Source organism: Burkholderia glumae LMG 2196 = ATCC 33617 (genome assembly GCF_000960995.1).
In the GTDB taxonomy this organism is placed as follows: domain Bacteria; phylum Pseudomonadota; class Gammaproteobacteria; order Burkholderiales; family Burkholderiaceae; genus Burkholderia; species Burkholderia glumae.
This window is the reverse complement of the sequence record NZ_CP009434.1, coordinates 2053690-2072306: the sequence shown is the minus strand read 5'-3', so window position 1 is coordinate 2072306 and position 18617 is coordinate 2053690. Positions and strand designations below refer to the sequence as shown.

Sequence of the window (18617 nt, the reverse complement as noted above, 5' to 3'; positions counted from 1 at the left end):
ATTCTTCTGTGTCCCGTCTGACGGAGCGCCTTGCCGATGATTGCGCAATCCCCCGTGGTTGAGCCCGGCCAGCGGATCGCCGTGGTCGGCGCCGGCATCGCCGGCCTGGCGAGCGCCTACCTGCTGGCCCGCCGCCATCGCGTGACGCTGTTCGAAGCGGCCGACTATCTCGGCGGACACACCCACTCCGTCGATGTCGAGCTGGAGGGCATGCGCCACCCGGTCGATACCGGTTTTCTGGTCTTCAACGACCGCACCTACCCGAACCTGATCGCCCTGTTCGACGAGCTGGGCGTGCCGGCCCACACGAGCGCGATGTCGTTCTCCGTCTCGGTCGACGGCGGCCGGCTCGAATGGGCGGGCAGCAACCTGAATACGGTGTTCGCGCAGCGCCGCAACCTGTTTTCGCCGTCGTTTCTCGGCATGCTGCGCGATATTCTGCGCTTCAATGCCCGCGCGCATGCCCACCTGGAGGCGGCGCAGCGGCAACGCCTCTGCGTGGGCGAGCTGCTGAGCGCGCAAGGCTACGGCACGCCGTTCCAGCGCCACTACCTGTTGCCGATGGCCGCCGCGATCTGGTCGAGCGCGGCCAACGACATCCTGCGCTTCCCGGCCGCCACCTTCCTGCGCTTCTGCCTGAACCACGCGCTGCTGCAGGTCAACGACCGCCCGCCCTGGCGCACGGTGGCGGGCGGCGCGCGGCGCTACGTCGAGCGCATCGCCGCGACGCTCGACGACGTGCGCGTCGCCACCCCGGTCCGTGCGATCCGGCGCGAGGCGGGCGCCGTCTCGGTTGCCACCGACGCGGCGGGCGAAGAGCGCTTCGACGCGGTGGTGCTCGCCTGCCACGCGCCGACCAGCCTGCAATTGCTGGCCGACGCCAGCGACGCCGAGCGCGACGTGCTGGGCGCGGTGCGCTATCAGCCGAACGTGGCGGTGCTGCATACCGATACGGCGCTGCTGCCGCGCCGCCGGCGCGTCTGGTCGGCCTGGAACTACCTGAGCCGCCGCACGGCCGACGCAGCCGAGGGCGAGTCGCCCGTCTGCGTCAGCTATCTCATCAACCAGTTGCAGCCGCTGCCGTTCAGCACGCCGGTGATCGTCACGCTGAACCCGGTGGCGGACCCGGCGCCCGGCACCGAGCTCGGGCGCTACCGCTACGAGCACCCGCTGCTCGATCTGGCCGCGGTGGATGCGCAGCAGCGCCTGCCGATGCTGCAGGGGCGGGGGCGAACCTGGTTCGCCGGGGCATGGACGGGCTACGGCTTTCACGAAGACGGCCTGAAGTCCGCGCTGCGCGTGGCGGCCGACTTCGGCGTCGAGCCGGCCTGGGCCACGCGATGAGCGCGCCGTTCGCCCGCGACGGCAGCGCCGCCCGGCTCCTGGTGGGGCACGTGATGCACGAGCGCCTGCGCCCGGTGCGCCACGCGTTCCGCTATGCGCTGTTCCAGGTCTGCTGCGATGTCGAGCGGCTGGACGAACTGCACGGCGCCTGGTTCGGCATCGATCGCTGGCGGCCGCTCGGGCTGGCCACGCGCGATTACGGCCCGCGCGACGGCCAGCCGCTCGGGCCCTGGCTGCGCGCCCGCCTGGCCGAAGCCGGCATCCCGGCCGACGGGCCGATCTGGCTGCAGACGATCCCGCGCATCTTCGGCTATGCGTTCAACCCGGTGAGCTTCTGGTATTGCTACGACCGCCAGGGACGGCTGCGCGCGCTCTACGCGGACGTGCGCAACACCTTCGGCGCCCATCACGGCTATCTGCTCAGCGCGCCGCACCACGCGCCGATTCGCGACGCCACGGAACTGCGCTGCCGCAAGACGTTTCACGTCTCGCCGTTTTGCGACGTGGCCGGCGATTACGCGTTCCGCGTGCGCCAGCGCGGCGATCACCTGGCCGTCGCCATCGACTATCGCGACGAGCGCGGCCTGCTGCTGCGCACGGCGATCGCGATGCGGGCCGGGCCGCTGAGCGTGCCGCGCGCGTTGGGCGCGCTGGCGCGGCAGCCGCTGAACGCCATCAACGTCGTCGTGCGCATCCACTGGCAGGCGCTGCGGCTGTGGCTCAGGCGCGTGCCGTTCCACGGCAAGACGCCGCCCGCGCTACGGCTTCCGGCCGCGCCTGCCGCGTCCCCGGCGCCGCAAGCCGGCCCGTCCCCGAGATCCGATCACGAGGTCCGTCCATGACGCTGAATCTGCTGTTCTCCGCATCGCAACCGTCCGTTCCCCTCGCGGCCCGGCTGTTCATGGCGCTGCTGCGGCGGATCGAGCACGGCCATCTGATCCTGCTCACGCCCGACGGCGCGCAGTACGTGTTCGGCGATCCGCACCGGGTGCCGGCCGCGACGCTGCGGATTCATGACTGGCGCGCCTGCCGCCGGATCCTGCGGGCCGGCGACATCGGCTTTGCCGAGGCGTATCGCGCCGGCTGGGTCGACACGCCCGATCCGGTCGCGCTGCTGAGCCTCGCGATCCAGAACGAACCGGTGGCCTCGCGTCCCGTCACGGGCGGGCGCCTTTCGCGGGCCTGGTACCGGCTGCGCCACCTGCTGCGCAAGAACACGCGCACCGGCAGCCGGCGCAACATTCACGCGCATTACGACCTCGGCAACCGTTTCTACGGGCTGTGGCTGGACGACACCTGGACCTATTCCGCCGCCTGCTTCGACGGCGACCCGCACCGTCCGCTGGCCGCCGCGCAGGCCGCGAAGTATCAGCGCATCATCGACACGCTGGGCCTGCGGCCCGGCATGCGCGTGCTCGAGATCGGCTGCGGCTGGGGCGGCTTCGCGGAACATGCCGCGCGGCAGGGCATCCAGGTGCATGCGCTGACGATCTCGCAGGCGCAGCACGCGTGGGCGCTCGAGCGGATTGCGCGGGCGGGGCTGGCGGATCGGGTGACGATCGAATTGCGCGACTACCGCGACGTGGACGGCCGCTACGACGCCGTGGTGTCGATCGAAATGTTCGAGGCCGTCGGCGAGGCGTTCTGGCCGACCTATTTCGAGGTCGTCGGGCAGCGCCTGAAGGCCGGCGCGCGCGCGCTGATTCAGACCATCACCATCCTCGAATCGCAATTCGAGGCCTACCGGACCTCGAGCGACTTCATCCGCGAGTTCATCTTTCCGGGCGGCATGCTGCCGAGCCCCTCGCGCTTCGTGGGTGCGGCGCGCCGGGCGGGCCTGAGCGCCGAGCCGGTGTGGGCCTTCGGGCTCGACTACGCGCGCACGCTGAACGCGTGGCGCGCGGCGTTCGAGGCGAAGCTCGACGCGGTGCGCGCGCAAGGTTTCGACGAGACCTTCGTGCGCACCTGGCGGCTCTATCTGGCCTATTGCGAAGCGGGCTTCGCCCAGCGGCGCACGGACGTGATGCACTTCGTGCTCTCGAGCGGAGGCTGACATGGCGCTGCGGCTCGCCCTGCTTGCTGCGGCGCTGCTTGCCGCCGCGCCGCTTGCCGCCGCGCCGCCCGCGGGCGCGGCGAACTGCGTCGACGACGTGCCGTCGGCCCGGCTGATCGGCGCCGGCCAGTTCTGCATCCTCGGCATTTGCCTTTACGACGCCCAGCTGTGGGCGGCGCTGTCGCCGGGCGCGCTCGACACGCCGTTCGCGCTCTCGCTCACCTACCGCCACGACGTGAAGGGCGCGCGGCTCGTCTCGACCGGCATGGACGAAATCGAGCGTCTGGCGCCAGGCCCGCTGCCGGAGGCGACCCGTGCCGCATGGCGTGCCGACATGGCGCGCGCGTTTTCCGACGTGTCGCGCGGCGACGTGCTGTGCGGGGTCTATCTGCCGGGACAGGGCGCGCGCTTCTACACCAACGGGCAGCTGACGGCCGAGGTGGCCGATCCGCAATTCGCCCGCGCGTTCTTCGGCATCTGGTTCGACCCGCGCACGCGCGCGGCGTCGCTGCGCCGCCATCTGCTCGGCGGCGAGGCGCGCTGAGATGCCGGCCGAATCGCGCGTGAGCCGGGCCGGCAGGGCCGGCACGGGCGCCGAGACGGCCGTGTACGCGGGACTCTCGCAAGGCGGCTGGCTGGTCTGCGTCTCGAGCGCCGCGCACGGCTACGGATGGCTCGGCATGCTGTGCGCGGCGCTGCTCGCCGGCGCCCATCTGCTGCATGCCCGCGCGCGCGCCCGCGAGGCCGCCTTGATCGCGATCGTCGCGGTGCTGGGCTGGGGCTGGGAGGCCGTGCCGGCCGCCACGGGCGTGCTGCGATATCCGAACGGGATCGTGCTGGGCGGCACCGCGCCGTATTGGATGGCGGGCCTCTGGATGCTGTTCGCCGCGCAGCTGAACACGCTGTTTCGCTGGCTGCGCGGCCGCTGGCTGACGGCGGCCCTGATCGGCGCCGCCGCCGGCCCGCTGTCGTTTCGCGCCGGCGCCGCGCTCGGCGCCGTGCAGTTCAGCGGCCCGGCCGCCTGGCTGCTGCTCGGATGCGGCTGGGCGGCGCTGCTGCCCGCGGCGGTCTGGCTCGGTGCCCGGCTGGACGGCACGCGTCACGCCAGTTGACACGGCACCTGACACGGCACCTGACACGGCACCTGACACGGCACCTGACACGGCACCTGACACGGCAGCCGCTCGCTGGCCGCCGCTCGCGGCTCGGGGCCGTGCCGCCGAGGCTTTCCGCGCGCCGTGACTTCAAATCCCGTTTCATCGATCCCGTTTCATGGCGCGGCGGCCAGGGCAGCCGCGCGTGCCGGGATGGCGGCCCGGGATCGGCCGCGGCGGCCGGCTGCCGACATGCTTCCAGAATGAATGAAGCGGGATTCGTGATGCAATTGTAATAATGAATCAAATTTCTGCTTCACAAGCTCGAAAATTTGCATACAATCGGGGCGAAGCCGGGCCAGGTCGCGGGCCGGGCCGTGCGGCGTCTCACGCCGCGCCGGCGGGCCGCGCCTGGAAAGGCGGATGCCCGGCGTCGCGCGCCACGCCATCTAACCGGGGAAACGAACCGAAATGGGTAATCTGATCGACGCTCCCGAGCTCACGCGGACCGCCGTGGACGAGGGCGTGCCGCTGTCGCGAATCATTCGTGGCCGCATCGAGCGCGCCGGCGCGCGCTTTCACGCGAACGACAATATCGCGGCCTACCTGCGCGACGGCGAGCTGGAGGCCTTGCAGAGCGAGGTCGCGCAAGGCCTGGAAGGCGTGCTGCGCTCGCTCGTGATCGACGTCGACCACGACCACAACACGCGCGAAACCGCCGCGCGCGTGGCCAAGATGTTCGTGCGCGAGGTGTTCGCCGGCCGTTACGAGGCGGCGCCCGCCGTCACCGAGTTTCCGAACGTCGAGCGCCTCGACGAGCTGCTGATCGTCGGCCCGCTGCGCGTGCGCAGCGCATGCTCGCATCACTTGTGTCCGATCATGGGCCGGATCTGGATCGGCGTGCTGCCCAGCGCCACCTCGAACCTGATCGGCCTGTCCAAGTACGGGCGCCTGGTGAACTGGGTCATGACGCGCCCGCAGATCCAGGAGGAAGCGATCAAGCAGATCGCCGACCTCCTGGAGTCGCGCATCGCGCCCGACGGGCTTGCGGTGGTGCTCGAGGCCGAGCATTTCTGCATGCACTGGCGCGGCACCAAGGACGATCAGGCGAAGATGACCAATAGCGTCATGCGCGGGAAATTCCTGGCCGATCCCGCGCTGCGCCGCGAGTTTCTCTCGCTGCTGCCGGAAAAGGGCGGGGCGTGAGTCGGGCGCGGCCGGCCGCGCGTTGAACGAGCCGGCGAGCGCGCCGGCGGCGCGCTACAGCGACGCCAGCCCGTCGCGCAGCCGGGCCGCCTGCGCGCGCAGGGCCTGGAGCGCCTCCTCGTCGAAACGGGCCAGCTGCCGGTACACCATCGCCAGCCGATGGTTGTGCCGCAGGGCGTCGCGGTGGCGATCGAAGAAATCCCAATAGAGCGCGTTGAACGGGCAGGCGCCGTCGCCCGTGCGGGCGCGATGATCGTAGGCGCAGCCGCGGCAGTAATCGCTCATGCGATGGAGGTAGGCGGCACTCGACACGTAGGGCTTGGTCGCCATCGCGCCGCCGTCGGCGTACTGGCTCATGCCGAGCGTGTTCGGCATCTCGACCCACTCGAACGCATCGATGTAGACCCCGAGATACCAGGCGTGGACGGCCTGCGGGTCCAGCCCGGCCAGCAGCGCGAAGTTGCCGATCACCATCAGCCGCTGAATGTGGTGAGCGTGCGCGTGGTCGAGCGACTGCTGCAGCGCGTGCGACATGCAGGCCATGCGGGTGTTGCCGTTCCAGAACCAGTCCGGCAGCGCGCGCCGATGGCCGAATCCGTTGCTGCGCGCATAGTCCGGCATCCGCGCCCAGTAGACGCCGCGCACGAATTCGCGCCATCCCAGGATCTGCCGGATGAAGCCTTCGGCGGCGGCAAGCGGCACCGCGCCGGCGCGGTAGGCCGCCTCCGCGCGCGCGACGACCTCGCGAGGATCGAGCATCTTCACGTTGAGGGCGAACGACAGCATCGAATGGAACAGCCGCGGCGCGGACGTATGCATCGCATCCTGGAACTGGCCGAACCACGGCAGCGCATCGCGGATGAAGCGGTCGAGGCACGCCAGCGCTTCGTCGCGATCGACCGGCCAGCGCAGATCGTCCGCCGACGGCTTGCCGAAGCTGTGCACGCCCGCGGCCTCGATGCGTGCCCACAGCTCGCGATGGTCGTGGCGCGGGCGCCAGTCGGCGGGCTCGGGAGGCTGGCCGGACCAGGCCTGACGATTGTCGGCGTCGTAGTTCCAGCGCCCGCCCGCCGGAGCGCCGTCGGCATCCAGCAGGATGCGGTGGCGCACCCGCATCGCGCGATAGAAGCGATCCATGACCCACGGGCGGCCGGCGCCCATCGCTTCGCGCAGCGCGTCGCGCGTGGTGTAAAAGTGGCCGGTGTCCACCGCCGCGACCGGAATCGCCGAGGCCGCCGCGTAGGCGCGCAGTTGCTGATCGAGGCGCCACTCGTCCGGCAGCAGGTATTCGATGCGCCGCGCGCCGAGCGACTCGGCGAGCAGGTCGAGGTTGGCGGGAATCGCCTGGCGATTGCGGGGATCGTCGATTTCCAGGTAATGCACCCGATGGCCGGCGTCGCGCAGCCGCTCGCCAAAGCGGCGCATCGCCGCGAAGATCGCCAGGATCTTTTGTGCGTGATGAAGCGTGTAGTCGGTTTCCTGCCGCACTTCCATGAGCACGTAGGACGTGTCGGCGTGGACCTCGGCGAACCACGGGTGGTTCGGGTCCAACTGGTCGCCCAGGATCAGTCGCAATGTCGTCATGCCGCTCCTCGCCTTCGCCAAGTGCCGCCGGCACGATCGCGACGCGGCTCGCCGTCCGCCGGCAGGACATGGGCGAAGTGTAGGCCGCAGACCCGAGGTGAGCCATCTTTTTCTGCGCAAACCGGCAAAGTGAGTCATTTTTCTGATTCATGCTCGCTCGAGTCTGCGTAGAATCCTGTTTCAATGTCGCCTCGATTTCAGGAGAACCCTCATGCCCACCCGCAAGGACCGCAACGCGCCGTACCGTTATCGCAGCGGGGAAGCGGCGCGGCTGGCGGGCATGCCGGCCGCGACGTTGAGAATCTGGGAGCGGCGTTACGGGGTGGTCGCGCCGCCCAAGACGCCGTCGGGCCAGCGCATGTATTCCGACGACGACGTACAGCGCATACGCCTGTTGAAGGCGCTGGTGAGCGCCGGGCATGCGATCGGCTCGATTGCCCAGCTGGGGCGCGAGGAGCTGGAGGCGCTGTCGGTGCGCCGCTCGCATGGCGCGATCCCGGCCGACGAGGTGGTGCGGCTGACGGTAATCGGCCCGCTGGCCGTGACGGCATCGGCCGCCGCGCGCGTCGGCATCGAGATCGCGGAGCGGTTCGATTCGATCGAGCAGGCGGGCGAGTCGGCGCAGTCACGGATCGATGCGCTGATCGCCATGGTCCCGTCGCTCCATGCGGACGCCGTCGCCGGGCTGGCGCGGCTCGCGCAGGCGCGCCAGGCGCGGGCGGTGAGCGTGGTGTACGGTTTCGGCACGGCCGAGGCGGTCGAACTGGCGCGGCTGTCAGGCTTCGAATTGTTCCGGTCGATCGAAAGCCGGGCCAACCCGCTCACGCTGGTGGCGAAGCTGGCGCACGCCGTGGTCGCCTCGCGCCACGCGAGCGAGGCCGACCAGGGGCTGTGGCTGCGCAGGCGCCGCCGCTTCGACGAGGCGACGCTCGCCTCGCTGGGCAGCCTGTCGTCGACCGTCCAATGCGAGTGCCCGCGCCACCTGTCGGAACTGATCCTGCAACTGAGTGCCTTCGAGCAGTACAGCGACGAATGCCTGTCGCGCTCGCCGGCCGATGCGCTCTTGCACCGCCATCTCGGCGATGCCGCGAATCGTGCGGCAAGCCTGCTCGAGATGGCGCTCGACGTGATTCTGCGCAAGGAGGGACTGGCCGCGCCGGGCGGCACCCGGCCGGCGTGATCGAAGGGCGGCGCTGGCCGGCTAGCGCCCCGCTTCCGAAGCGGCCGGCGCGGCGGCGCGCGGTGCGGCTTGGCCCGGCACCGCCGCGATGCGATCGACAAAGGCCGCCAGGTCGTCGAGCACCGGCGCCAGCGGCCGCAGCGGCAGCGCCAGCACGCCCACCAGCGTCGCGTGGCTCAGGCGCCGATACCGCATCACGCTCACCTGGTCGCCCGCGTCCCGCAGCGCCCGCGCGAAGCGCTCGGTATTGCCGGGTTCCACCACCGTGTCCTGCTCTGCCACGGCCAGCCACATCGGCGCTTCGCCGCCTTTCACGAAGCGAATCGGCTGGCTCGCGGCGCGCGCCTGCGCGGGGAAGACTTGCTCCAGCGTGGCGTCGCGCAGCGGCAGGAAATCGTAGGGGCCGGCCAGGCCGACCACGCCCGCGATATCGTTGCGGCGCAGCTGTCGCGCCGCGAGATAACGGCCGTCGGTGGCGAGCAGCGCGGCGATCTGCGCGCCGGCGGAGTGCCCCATCAGCACGAGCCGGTGCGGGTCCGCGCCGTACTGCGCGGCGTGCTCGCGGGCCCAGGCCACCGCTTGCGCCGCGTCCTCCATGAAGCCGGGGAACACGGTGGCCGGGTAGGTCCGGTAATCGGGCACCACGGCGACGAAGCCGCGCGCCGCGAGCGCGGCGCCGACGAACCGATAATCGCCGCGCTCGCCCGACTGCCAGCTGCCTCCGTAGAAAAACACCACGATCGGCAGGCCCGGATTCGCGCCGCCCGGCGAACCGGCGGCGGCCCGCGCCGGCACATAGACGTCGAGCCGCTGCCGCTCGCCCGGCCCATACGGGATGCCTGCCGACACCGTGAAGGCCCGGCCCGGCGTGAGCGCGTTCAACAGCCACACCGGATGGCGCGCGGCGAGCAGGCCGGCCACGAGCAAGACCGTGACCAGCGCCAACCCTAGCTTGAAGTTCATCAGCCTCTCCGTTTCGACTGGGTGGGTCATGTTTCGCATTCGATACCGTGCAGGTACGTGGCACGGCCGTAAACGGATGCGCTGGCGCGGCGGACGGCGGGAACGGCGGGAACGGCGGGAACGGCGGGAACGGCGGGAACGGCGGGAACGGCGGGAACGGCGGGCCGCGCCTGCCGAGCGCGACCCGCGAAGCGCCGCCTCGAGCGGCAAGCATGGCTGGCTCGCGAGGCAGGCCTCGGGCGCAGGCGATGCGCGGCGTTGCCGATGGCAGTGACGCGGCGAGCCGGGCCGGCGCGACCGCCGGCAACGCGGCAAGCCGAGCCCGCCGGGCCGGCAAGGCCGCCGGCCCGGCGCCGGCGTCAGGCCGCGGCGCGGCCTGCCTGCGAGCGGCTCGCGGGCGTCAGCGCCGAGACGACGAAGCTCGTCGCGATGTTGAGCACGAGCGCGATCAGGCCGATGTAGAGCGTGTAGGACGCGGCGCCGGCATGCAGCGTGTACACCGGCTTGAGCCCGGTCGAGGTGGCGAGGCCGGTGCCCACCACGATTCCGACGAACCAGCCGGCCAGCAGGCCCGTCGCGCTCAGGCGGCGCGTGTACAGCGACAGCACCACGGCCGGCAGGATCTGCAGGATCCAGGCTCCGCCCAGCAGCTGCAGGTCGATCGCGTACTGGGTGGGCAGCACGACGATGAACACCAGCGCGCCGAACTTCACCACCAGCGAGACGATCTTCGCCGTGGATGCCTCGCCCGCCGACGACTGGTTCGGCGCCACCAGCGGGCGCCACAGATTGCGCGTGAACAGGTTCGCGGCGCCGATCGACATGATGGCGGCCGGCACCAGCGCGCTGATCGCGATCGCGGCCGCGGCGAAACCGACGAACCACGACGGGAACAGCGTGCGGAACAGCGTCGGCACCACGTCGCTCGGCGAGCTCACGTGCACCCCGGCGGCGATCGCCATGTAGCCGAGCAGCGCGATCAGGCCGAGCAGCAGCGTGTAGATCGGCAGGAAGATCGCGTTCTTGCGCACCGTGTTGGCCGAGGCCGACGAGAGCACCGCCGTCATGGTGTGCGGATACATGAACCCGGCCAGCGCCGAGCCGAGCGCCAGCGTCGCGTAGGCCGTGAACTGGGTCGGCTTGAGCAGGATGCCGGTCGCGCCGCCCTTGGCGGCGAAGTAGCTGTCGGCCGCCTGGAACACGTGGGCATAGCCGCCGAGCTTCACCGGAATCAGGCAGACGGCCGCGATCACCACGATGTAGATCATGATGTCCTTCACGAACGCGATCATCGCCGGCGCGCGCAGGCCGCTCGTGTAGGTGTAGAGCGCGAGGATCAGGAACGCGATCACGAGCGGCAGCTCGCCCGTCACGCCGAGCCCCTTGATCACCACCTGCATGCCCACCAGTTGCAGCGCGATGTAGGGCATCGTCGCGACGATGCCGGTGAGCGCGACCGCGGCGGGCAGCCACTTGCCGCCGAATTCGCCATGCACGTAGTCGGCCGCCGTGATGTGGCCTTTCGCGTGGGCGATCTTCCAGAGCCGCGGCATCACCGCGTACACGAACGGATAGACGATGATCGTGTACGGCAGCGCGAAGAAGCCGTAGCCGCCCACCGCGTACACCAGCGCCGGCACCGCGATCACGGTGTAGGCCGTGTAGAAGTCGCCGCCCACCAGGAACCACGAGATCACGACGCCGAACTGGCGCCCGCCCAGCCCCCACTCATGCAGCTGCGTGAGGTCGCCGCGCTTCCAGCGCGCCGCGAAGAAGCCGATCACCGTGACCAGCACGAAGAAGGCCACGAAGATGGTCAGTGCCACCGGTTCGATTGCGATGGTGCCGTTCATTTCTCCCCCCGATAGACCAGATAGAGCAGCACCGAGGTGATCGGCACCCACAGCAGCTGGTACCAGTAGAACATCGGCAGGCCGCCGAAGCTTGGCTCGCGGTAGTTGTAGAACGGCAGCCAGAGCAGGGCCACGTAGGGCATCAGCAGCACGATCCAGATCCAGAGCGGCTTGTTCTTGCGGGGTTCGTTGTCCGGGCTGTCAGCCATGGGTCTCCTCCAGGGTGGTTGCAAGATCAGGTGGATGTCGTTTTTTTGAGTCCGGCCGTGCCGGTTCGGGCGCCCCGGGCCGGAGCGCATCGATTGTGATGCATTCCGTCGCAGATTGCAGCCGTTCGACGCCGCCGTTGCATGCGTCAAACGTCGGTGATTCGTAAGAGACGGTTTCATAAAGACGGCTGCGTTCGCTGCAAAGTGTTCCAGCAGATCGAGCAGCAGCCGAGTTTGAGGAACGCGCCGTGAATGTCGGCACGGCGCTCGAAACGAATACGGAGGCGACGGAAGTGATGGCGCCAGGCATGGGTACGTTCAACGACCCAGCGATACTTGCCCAGGCCGCTGCCATGTTCGGTACGGCGTCTGGCGATCACCGGCTCGATACCACGATCGCGCAACGCGCGTCGATGCGGCTCGGAGTCGTAACCACGATCGGCGTACACCACACGCGGTCTTCTCAGTGGATGGCCGCGCAATCCGCGAATCGGTGCAATCGCGTCGATCAGCGGCAGCCATTGCGTGATGTCGCTGACATTCGCGCCAGTCAGGATCGCGGCGAGCGGCGGGCTGTTGGCGTCGGTGACGATGTGTCGCTTCGATCCAAGCTCGCCGCGGTCGGTCGGGTTGGGGCCGGTTTTTTGGCCCCCGGGGGGCTGGAGACGCTGGCTCCATCGAGGCTCGCACGCTCCCAATCGATCTGGTCGTGCTCGCGCAGCCGACGCAGCATCGCCAGATGCAGCCGATGCCATACACCGGCCGCTTGCCAGTCTCGCAGACGTCGCCAACACGTCATGCCACTGCCGAAGCCCAGTTCTTGCGGGAGGTCTTCCTGCGGGATGCCGGCTTGCAGCACATACAGGATGCCGTTGAGCGCAGCTCGGTCGTCGACCGTGCGCCGCCGTCCGCCCTTGGGCGATGGGGCGAATTCCGGAATCAGCGGTTCCAGCTCCACCCACAACTCGTTGCTGATTTTGCGTCTTGCCATCCCGCAGACGATGCAACGTCTGCGAGTCACGTCTAGGTTATGTTGGCGATGCTAAATACGGGCATATGTGAATTTCCCCTTTCATTTCTTTCCGAGTGAAAGAAAAATGTCACTCCGATGACGAAATATACCGTTGATTCGAGATCTGGATAGTGAAGCTTTTATTACGGTCTACGCGAGCGGCCTATCGTTTCCCACTTTTACTTCGCGGGTCGGCAGTCTCATTCAGTGCGGCGGGATATCACCCGTCAAGTTTGACAGGTGATATTTTTTCGAATTTAACCTATGCTTAGCCATCGTTTACGGGAGGTGCATAGGAATACGAAAAATAATGGGGCGGAATTTATATTTTCGACATTAAATGGGGTGTGCCATCTTATGGCTCCGATTTATGCCGACGGTCCGGCTTGATTGGCTGGATGTTGCTCGGCGCCCATTAAGAGTCGCTAACACAAGTCATCCACGAATCTGGAGCAGATGACGGCGGCAGCCAGGACAAGCAGAGCGGTATGAATATCGAGGCGTCGTTCGAAGCGAATTCGAAGCTTGCCGAATCCGGCGAACCAGGCATGCGTACGCTCGACGACCCAACGATGCCTGCCCAGCCGTTCGCTGCTTTCGATACCGCGGCGTGCAATACGAGCCTTGATGCCGCGCTGTCTCAGATAACGTCGACAACGCCCGAAGTCATACCCTTTGTCAGCGTGCAGTTTGCTCGGGCGCTTGCGTGGCGGACCGTTCAGCCCGGGTACCGCAGGAATGGCATCGAGCGTGGACTCGAATGCCATCGAATCGTGGCGGTTGGCTCCCGTGATCGTGACGGCCAGAGGAATGCCGCGTGCATCTACGACGATGTGTCGCTTCGATCCGAGCTTGCCGCGGTCGGTCGGGTTGGGGCCGGTTTCCTGGCCCCCCGGGGGCTGGAGACGCTGGCTCCATCGAGGCTGGCGCGTTCCCAATCGATCTGGTCGTGCTCACGCAGCCGACGCAGCATCGCCAGATGCAGCCGGCGCCATACACCGGCCGCTTGCCAGTCTCGCAGACGTCGCCAACACGTCATGCCACTGCCGAAGCCCAGTTCTTGCGGGAGGTCTTCCCACGGGATACCGGTTTGCAGCACATATAGGATGCCGTTGAGCGCAGCTCGGTCATCGACCGTGCGCCGCCGTCCGCCCTTGGGCGATGGGGTGAATTCCGGAATCAGCGGTTCCAGCTCCACCCACAACTCGTTGCTGATTTTGCGTCTTGCCATATCGCAGACGATACGACTTCTGCTACGTCATGTCTAGGTTATGTTAGCGGCTCTAAATAGTGCCGAGAGTCGGCAGTGCCGGTGAAGCTGAAAAGCTTTTGCGGCGCTCCGTTGCGTGCAGAGGCCCCGAGCGGTCCCATCACTCAGGCTTTGAGCTGGAATTCGATGCGGCAGCGTGGCTCGCGAAGGGCTGACATCCCCGGTCTCTTAAAATAAAAACGTAAGCATCGGTTAATAACATTGAAATAAAAATGCCTTTTTGAAGTGACAAGGCAAAGCTGGGTATGGAACTAATGGCTGATGTTGCGTGATATTTTCCCAGTTAAGGGTGCAGCAAATAAGGCTGACGGATCTCGTTTGCTTCGATTTCCTGGTTGATTGATGGTCAAATTTCTCACAAACATTATTGTTTTGAATTTTTAAACAATAAAGATTGTAAGTTTCTTCTGGAGACGCCTTGAGCACGATACAGAACTCGCAGTGCACGACTCGTGAAATGACAGATGAACGCATCTTGCAGGAAGGGAATTCGGCTGGACATGACGCCATTGTGCTCGATGAATCGGTGGTCGAGCATGAGGCATTGATCGCGAAGGCGGCAGAAGTCGCCAGCGTGCTCGCGGAAGAATCGCGCGCTGCCGATGCCGGGCGCCGCCTGACCGAGCGTGCCGTCACCGCGCTGACCGATGCCGGGCTGATGCGGCTTTTCACGCCGCGCCGGCTCGGCGGTTACGAAGCGGGTCCCGCCACGCTGTTCGACGTCTGCTACGAACTGGGGCGCGGTTGCTGCTCGGCGGCGTGGGTCACGAGCGTGCTCAACATGGGCAACTACATGATCGCCCACTTCCCCGAGAGGACGCAGGACGACGTGTGGGGCGGCAACCGCGACACGCGCACCGCGCTCATCATTGCGCCTTCGCGCGCCCAGGTCGAACGCGTCGACGGCGGTGTGGTGGTGACGGGAGAGTGGGCTTATGCATCGGGCAGCCTGCATGCCGAATGGATCGGCGCGCTGATCCCGAAAGGCGTCGATGCCGACGACGAGACGATCAACTTGGTCCTCATGCCGATGAACGAGCTCGAAGTCCGCGACTCCTGGCATATCACGGGCATGCGCGGCACCGGCAGCAACACGGTCGTGGCGAACCGGCTGTTCATTCCGCGCCATCGCGTGACGCCTTACGCGCCCATCGTGCAGGGCCGGTCGCGCCTGCCGTCGGAACGGCACCGTTTATATAGCGGCGCGTTCTCGGGCTTGCTGTCGATCGGTCTGCTCGGACCGCAACTCGGGGCGCTCGTCACCGCGCTGGAACTCGTGCGCGATCAGGCCCACGAGCGCCGTGTCGCCTCGTCCACGTTCAAGAGCCAGGCTGTTTCGCCGGCGTTCCAGACCGATCTCGCCGAAGCTTCGATGATGATCGACGGCGCGCAGCTGCACGCCCGCCGCATCGTCGAAACGGTCGAGCACCACGCACTGGCCGGCGTCCTGCCCGACGAAGTGACGCGTTCGCGTTTTCGGATGGAATCGACGCGCGTCACGCGCCTGTGCCGCGAGGCCATCGATCGCCTCATGACGGCCTACGGCAGCGCCGCCTTCATGGAATCCAATCCGCTGCAGTTGATCTGGCGCGATCTGAACGTGGCGAGCCGCCACGCGGGCTTCGGGATGGGCATTCCGCAACTTGTCTACGGCCGCGCGCTCGTCGGCCTCGATCCGCGCGAAATCAGCTACCTCGTTTAATCCCACGCGGCCTCCCGGCGGGTGGCCCTCTTTGACTTCAGGAGCTTGCATGTCAGACGTCGAATCCCTCGAAAACCGACCGGAAAATCACGCGCACGCCGCGGTCCGGCAGCACAACCGGAAGATCGTCGAGCAGTACATGCACACGCGTGGCGAAGCAAGGCTCAAGCGCCACCTATTGTTCACGGAAGATGGCGTCGGCGGCCTGTGGACGACCGACAGCGGCCAGCCAATCGCGATTCGCGGACGCGAGAAGCTCGGCGAGCACGCCGTGTGGTCGCTGCAATGCTTCCCCGACTGGGTCTGGACCGACATCCAGATCTTCGAAACGCAAGACCCGAACTGGTTCTGGGTCGAGTGCCGCGGCGAAGGCGCGATTATTTTCCCCGGCTACCCTCAAGGCCATTACCGCAATCACTTCCTTCACTCGTTCCGCTTCGAAAACGGACTGATCAAGGAGCAGCGCGAATTCATGAACCCTTGCGAGCAATTCCGTTCGTTGGGTATCGAGGTTCCCGAAGTGCGCCGGGATGGCCTACCGAGCTGACGCATACTCAACGGAGGAGACAAATGGCTGGTATCCCGTCGATTCAACCGTACGCGCTGCCCGATTCGAGCAGCCTGCCCGAGAATGTCGTGTCATGGCGTGTCGACCCGTCGCGCGCGCTGCTGCTCATCCATGACATGCAGAACTATTTCCTTTCGCCGTTGCCGCCGACGCTGCGCGAGACGCTGACGACCAATGTCGCGTCGCTGCGCAAACGGTGCAAGCAGGCCGGTATTCCCGTCGCGTACACGGCCCATCCCGGACGCATGACCGAGAAGGAACGCGGTTTGTTACGCGATTTTTGGGGCCCGGGCATGGAGACGACGCCGGCCGATCGGGACGTCGCGGAGGCTGTCGGCCCGTCTCCGGACGACTGGATGCTCACGAAGTGGCGCTACAGCGCATTTTTCCGCACCGACCTGCGCGAGCGCATGCGGGAGAACGGTCGCGATCAGCTGATGTTGTGTGGCGTCTACGCGCACATCGGCGTAATGATGTCGGCCGTCGATGCGTTCACGAACGACATTCAACCGTTCTTCGTCGCCGATGGCGTGGCGGATTTTTCCGAAGACCACCATCACCAGGCCCTGGAATACGTAGCCACGCGTTGCGGCAAGGTGGTGAGCACCGAGGAGGCGCTGGCATGAACGCTGATCCGAATCGCAACCTTTTCAACCGCATCCTCGACGGACAAGCGCCGTGCTTTGCGTTGATCGCACGTTCGACGGGTAGCGCCGGGGAGCGCGCGACGATCGACGTCTTCGCCGGCGCGGTTTCCTATCCGTCCTCCCTGGCCGAGCTTCCATTGGCCGCGCCGACGGCAGCGGGTGCGAACCGTCACGAGTTGCTTGTGCTCGTGCCATACAGGCAACTGCACGAGCGCGGCTTCACAACACACGACGACGGCGCGCCGCTCGTCGCCATCACCTGCGACGAGCACGAAACAATATCCGCGCAGCTTGCGCTCGCCGCCATTCCCGATGCCGATACCGCGCTCGGTGAGCGTCACTTCGATATCGACGACGAGGCCTACACCGAGATCGTCGAGCGCGTCATCACCGACGAGATCGGCACCGGCGCGGGCTCGAACTTCGTCATCAAGCGCACGCTCGAGGGCAATCTCGACGACTATTCGCCCGCGAAGGCGCTGGCGGTGTTCAAGCGTCTGATGCGCCGGGAGGTCGGCGCGTACTGGATCTTCGTGATTCATACCGGGGAACGTACGTTCGTCGGCGCCACGCCGGAGCGCCACCTGACGCTGCATGAAGGCTGCGCGACGATGAACCCGATCAGCGGGACTTATCGATATCCGCAAAGCGGACCGACCATCGACGGGATCAACGCTTTTCTCGGCGATCGCAAGGAATCCGACGAGCTGTACATGGTGCTCGACGAAGAGCTCAAGATGATGGCGCGCATCTGCCCGACCGGCGGGCAGGTCACGGGTCCGCACTTGCGCGAGATGGCGCGGCTCGCCCACACCGAATATTTCATCGTCGGGCATACGGAGGCCGACGTCCGCGACTTGCTGCGCGAAACGATGTTTGCGCCGACGGTCACCGGCAGTCCGATCGAAAGCGCGACCCGCGTGATCGCGCGGCACGAGCGGGCCGGCCGAGGCTACTACAGCGGCATTGCAGCGCTGATCGGCCGCGATGCGCGCGGCGAGCGCACGCTCGACTCCGCCATCCTGATCCGCACCGCGGAAATCGATCGCGCCGGCCACGTTCGCATCGGCGTCGGCTCGACGCTCGTCCGGCATTCAGACGCGGTATCGGAAGTCATGGAGACGCATGCCAAGGTGGCCGCGCTATCGAACGCATTCGATCCGCCGGAATCCGGCCCTGCGCTCGGACAGCATCCATCGGTGCAGGCGGCGCTGCACGAGCGCAACGAAGGCATCGCGGAGTTCTGGTTTCGGCCATATGGCGGGCGACAACGCGAGATGGTCGATGAGTTGGCTGAGTTGAGCGGTTGCCGCGCGCTCATCGTCGACGCCGAAGATCACTTCACGGCGATGATCGCCCAGCAATTGTCGTCGCTCGGCCTCACCACCGAAGTGTGCGGCGTTCACGACGCGGTAGATCTCGCGCGTTACGACGTCGTCGTCATGGGGCCGGGCCCGGGAGACCCGAGCGACGCCGGCGATCCGCGCATCGCCCGCCTCTACACGTGGCTGCGGCATCTCATCGACGAGGGCAAGCCGTTCATGGCCGTCTGCCTGAGCCATCAGATCCTGAACGCCATCCTCGGCATTCCGCTCGTGCGGCGCGAGGTGCCCAATCAGGGCATCCAGGTCGAGATCGATCTGTTCGGCCAGCGCGAGCGCGTGGGCTTTTACAACACGTATGTCGCACGAACCGTCCGGGACGAAATGGAAATCGACGGCGTCGGCACGCTGGCCATCAGCCGCGATCCGCGCACGGGTGAAGTGCATGCCTTGCGCGGTCCGACGTTCAGCTCGATGCAATTCCACGCCGAATCGGTCTTGACCGTCGACGGGCCGCGCATTCTCGGCGAAGCCATCACACACGCGATACGCCGCGAAAAACGCATGACATCGGTGACGGCCTGACGATTCTTCACGCTTTTATAGAACC

General features: G+C 67.1%; 17 protein-coding genes. 11 read left to right on the top strand and 6 right to left on the bottom strand.

What is annotated here, in order from left to right; all coding sequences use genetic code 11:
* Positions 1 to 36: 36 nt before the first annotated feature.
* From KS03_RS09620 to folE, 6 genes are all read left to right on the top strand, one after another.
* A complete protein-coding gene (locus KS03_RS09620) occupies positions 37 to 1344 on the top strand; it encodes an NAD(P)/FAD-dependent oxidoreductase (protein ID WP_012733707.1) in 1308 nt (435 codons plus the stop codon).
* Positions 1341 to 2186 carry a DUF1365 domain-containing protein gene (locus KS03_RS09615; RefSeq protein WP_012733708.1) on the top strand — a complete coding sequence of 282 codons (846 nt, stop codon included), beginning with the start codon at positions 1341 to 1343 and terminating at the stop codon, positions 2184 to 2186. Before KS03_RS09620 ends, KS03_RS09615 begins: the two co-directional genes overlap by 4 nt.
* A complete protein-coding gene (locus tag KS03_RS09610; RefSeq protein ID WP_012733709.1) occupies positions 2183 to 3397 on the top strand; it encodes an SAM-dependent methyltransferase in 1215 nt (404 codons plus the stop codon). The genes KS03_RS09615 and KS03_RS09610 overlap by 4 nt, the downstream gene beginning before the upstream one ends.
* A gap of 1 nt (position 3398) precedes the next feature.
* Positions 3399 to 3941, top strand: a complete 543-nt coding sequence (locus tag KS03_RS09605; RefSeq protein WP_012733710.1) for a chalcone isomerase family protein — start codon at positions 3399 to 3401, stop codon at positions 3939 to 3941.
* A 1-nt stretch (position 3942) separates the two neighbouring features.
* Positions 3943 to 4509 (top strand): DUF2878 domain-containing protein, encoded by a 567-nt coding sequence (locus KS03_RS09600; protein ID WP_012733711.1) that lies wholly within the window; start codon positions 3943 to 3945, stop codon positions 4507 to 4509.
* A 453-nt stretch (positions 4510 to 4962) separates the two neighbouring features.
* A complete protein-coding gene (folE, locus tag KS03_RS09595) occupies positions 4963 to 5697 on the top strand; it encodes a GTP cyclohydrolase I (protein WP_012733712.1) in 735 nt (244 codons plus the stop codon).
* Positions 5698 to 5751: 54 nt separating this feature from the next.
* Here folE and KS03_RS09590 read toward each other — a convergent pair whose 3' ends face one another.
* Positions 5752 to 7281: a cryptochrome/photolyase family protein gene (locus tag KS03_RS09590; RefSeq protein WP_012733713.1), complete on the bottom strand. Its 1530-nt coding sequence runs from the start codon at positions 7279 to 7281 to the stop codon at positions 5752 to 5754.
* A gap of 211 nt (positions 7282 to 7492) precedes the next feature.
* On the opposite strand from KS03_RS09590, the gene KS03_RS09585 reads away from it, so the two are divergent.
* Positions 7493 to 8461, top strand: a complete 969-nt coding sequence (locus KS03_RS09585) for a MerR family transcriptional regulator (RefSeq protein ID WP_012733714.1) — start codon at positions 7493 to 7495, stop codon at positions 8459 to 8461.
* Between the two features lie 21 nt (positions 8462 to 8482).
* Here the strand turns inward: KS03_RS09585 and KS03_RS09580 are convergent, their stop codons facing one another.
* The 5 genes from KS03_RS09580 to KS03_RS29790 all read right to left on the bottom strand — a co-directional run bounded on the left by KS03_RS09580 (position 8483) and on the right by KS03_RS29790 (position 13729).
* Positions 8483 to 9424, bottom strand: a complete 942-nt coding sequence (locus KS03_RS09580; protein ID WP_012733715.1) for an alpha/beta hydrolase — start codon at positions 9422 to 9424, stop codon at positions 8483 to 8485.
* A gap of 359 nt (positions 9425 to 9783) precedes the next feature.
* Complete coding sequence (mctP, locus tag KS03_RS09575; RefSeq protein WP_012733716.1) at positions 9784 to 11277, bottom strand: monocarboxylate uptake permease MctP; 1494 nt, start codon at positions 11275 to 11277, stop codon at positions 9784 to 9786.
* Positions 11274 to 11486 carry a DUF3311 domain-containing protein gene (locus tag KS03_RS09570; protein WP_012733717.1) on the bottom strand — a complete coding sequence of 71 codons (213 nt, stop codon included), beginning with the start codon at positions 11484 to 11486 and terminating at the stop codon, positions 11274 to 11276. The genes mctP and KS03_RS09570 overlap by 4 nt, the downstream gene beginning before the upstream one ends.
* A gap of 176 nt (positions 11487 to 11662) precedes the next feature.
* A protein-coding gene (locus tag KS03_RS29795; protein WP_085962425.1) for an IS5 family transposase occupies positions 11663 to 12477 on the bottom strand; the annotation gives its coding sequence in 2 pieces (ribosomal slippage) (positions 11663 to 12144 and positions 12144 to 12477; 816 coding nt in all).
* A gap of 446 nt (positions 12478 to 12923) precedes the next feature.
* Positions 12924 to 13729, bottom strand: a protein-coding gene (locus KS03_RS29790) for an IS5 family transposase (RefSeq protein WP_085962370.1) whose coding sequence is annotated in 2 segments (ribosomal slippage) — positions 12924 to 13399 and positions 13399 to 13729 — 807 coding nt in all. Because the reading frame shifts where the segments join, the coding sequence is not laid out codon by codon here.
* A 496-nt stretch (positions 13730 to 14225) separates the two neighbouring features.
* Between KS03_RS29790 and KS03_RS09560 the strand changes: the two genes are divergently transcribed.
* Genes KS03_RS09560 through KS03_RS09545 form a run of 4 tightly spaced genes read left to right on the top strand, consistent with a single transcriptional unit; the run spans position 14226 to position 18592 of the window.
* Positions 14226 to 15470 (top strand): acyl-CoA dehydrogenase family protein, encoded by a 1245-nt coding sequence (locus KS03_RS09560; protein WP_230674374.1) that lies wholly within the window; start codon positions 14226 to 14228, stop codon positions 15468 to 15470.
* A 49-nt stretch (positions 15471 to 15519) separates the two neighbouring features.
* Complete coding sequence (locus KS03_RS09555) at positions 15520 to 16017, top strand: PhzA/PhzB family protein (protein WP_012733720.1); 498 nt, start codon at positions 15520 to 15522, stop codon at positions 16015 to 16017.
* A gap of 23 nt (positions 16018 to 16040) precedes the next feature.
* Positions 16041 to 16664, top strand: a complete 624-nt coding sequence (locus KS03_RS09550; RefSeq protein WP_012733721.1) for an isochorismatase family protein — start codon at positions 16041 to 16043, stop codon at positions 16662 to 16664.
* Positions 16661 to 18592, top strand: coding sequence for a phenazine-specific anthranilate synthase component I (locus KS03_RS09545; RefSeq protein WP_012733722.1), 1932 nt, complete (start codon positions 16661 to 16663; stop codon positions 18590 to 18592). Before KS03_RS09550 ends, KS03_RS09545 begins: the two co-directional genes overlap by 4 nt.
* Positions 18593 to 18617: the final 25 nt, after the last annotated feature.

Coding starts and splice junctions, on each gene's coding strand:
- KS03_RS09600 (WP_012733711.1), top strand. CDS start 3,943: ATGCCGGCCGAATCGCGCGTGAGCCGGGCCGGCAGGGCCGGCACGGGC.
- KS03_RS09585 (WP_012733714.1), top strand. CDS start 7,493: ATGCCCACCCGCAAGGACCGCAACGCGCCGTACCGTTATCGCAGCGGG.
- KS03_RS09605 (WP_012733710.1), top strand. CDS start 3,399: ATGGCGCTGCGGCTCGCCCTGCTTGCTGCGGCGCTGCTTGCCGCCGCG.
- KS03_RS09590 (WP_012733713.1), bottom strand. CDS start 7,281: ATGACGACATTGCGACTGATCCTGGGCGACCAGTTGGACCCGAACCAC.
- KS03_RS09545 (WP_012733722.1), top strand. CDS start 16,661: ATGAACGCTGATCCGAATCGCAACCTTTTCAACCGCATCCTCGACGGA.
- KS03_RS09580 (WP_012733715.1), bottom strand. CDS start 9,424: ATGAACTTCAAGCTAGGGTTGGCGCTGGTCACGGTCTTGCTCGTGGCC.
- KS03_RS09615 (WP_012733708.1), top strand. CDS start 1,341: ATGAGCGCGCCGTTCGCCCGCGACGGCAGCGCCGCCCGGCTCCTGGTG.
- KS03_RS09560 (WP_230674374.1), top strand. CDS start 14,226: ATGACAGATGAACGCATCTTGCAGGAAGGGAATTCGGCTGGACATGAC.
- KS03_RS09555 (WP_012733720.1), top strand. CDS start 15,520: ATGTCAGACGTCGAATCCCTCGAAAACCGACCGGAAAATCACGCGCAC.
- folE (WP_012733712.1), top strand. CDS start 4,963: ATGGGTAATCTGATCGACGCTCCCGAGCTCACGCGGACCGCCGTGGAC.
- mctP (WP_012733716.1), bottom strand. CDS start 11,277: ATGAACGGCACCATCGCAATCGAACCGGTGGCACTGACCATCTTCGTG.
- KS03_RS09550 (WP_012733721.1), top strand. CDS start 16,041: ATGGCTGGTATCCCGTCGATTCAACCGTACGCGCTGCCCGATTCGAGC.
- KS03_RS09620 (WP_012733707.1), top strand. CDS start 37: ATGATTGCGCAATCCCCCGTGGTTGAGCCCGGCCAGCGGATCGCCGTG.
- KS03_RS09570 (WP_012733717.1), bottom strand. CDS start 11,486: ATGGCTGACAGCCCGGACAACGAACCCCGCAAGAACAAGCCGCTCTGG.
- KS03_RS09610 (WP_012733709.1), top strand. CDS start 2,183: ATGACGCTGAATCTGCTGTTCTCCGCATCGCAACCGTCCGTTCCCCTC.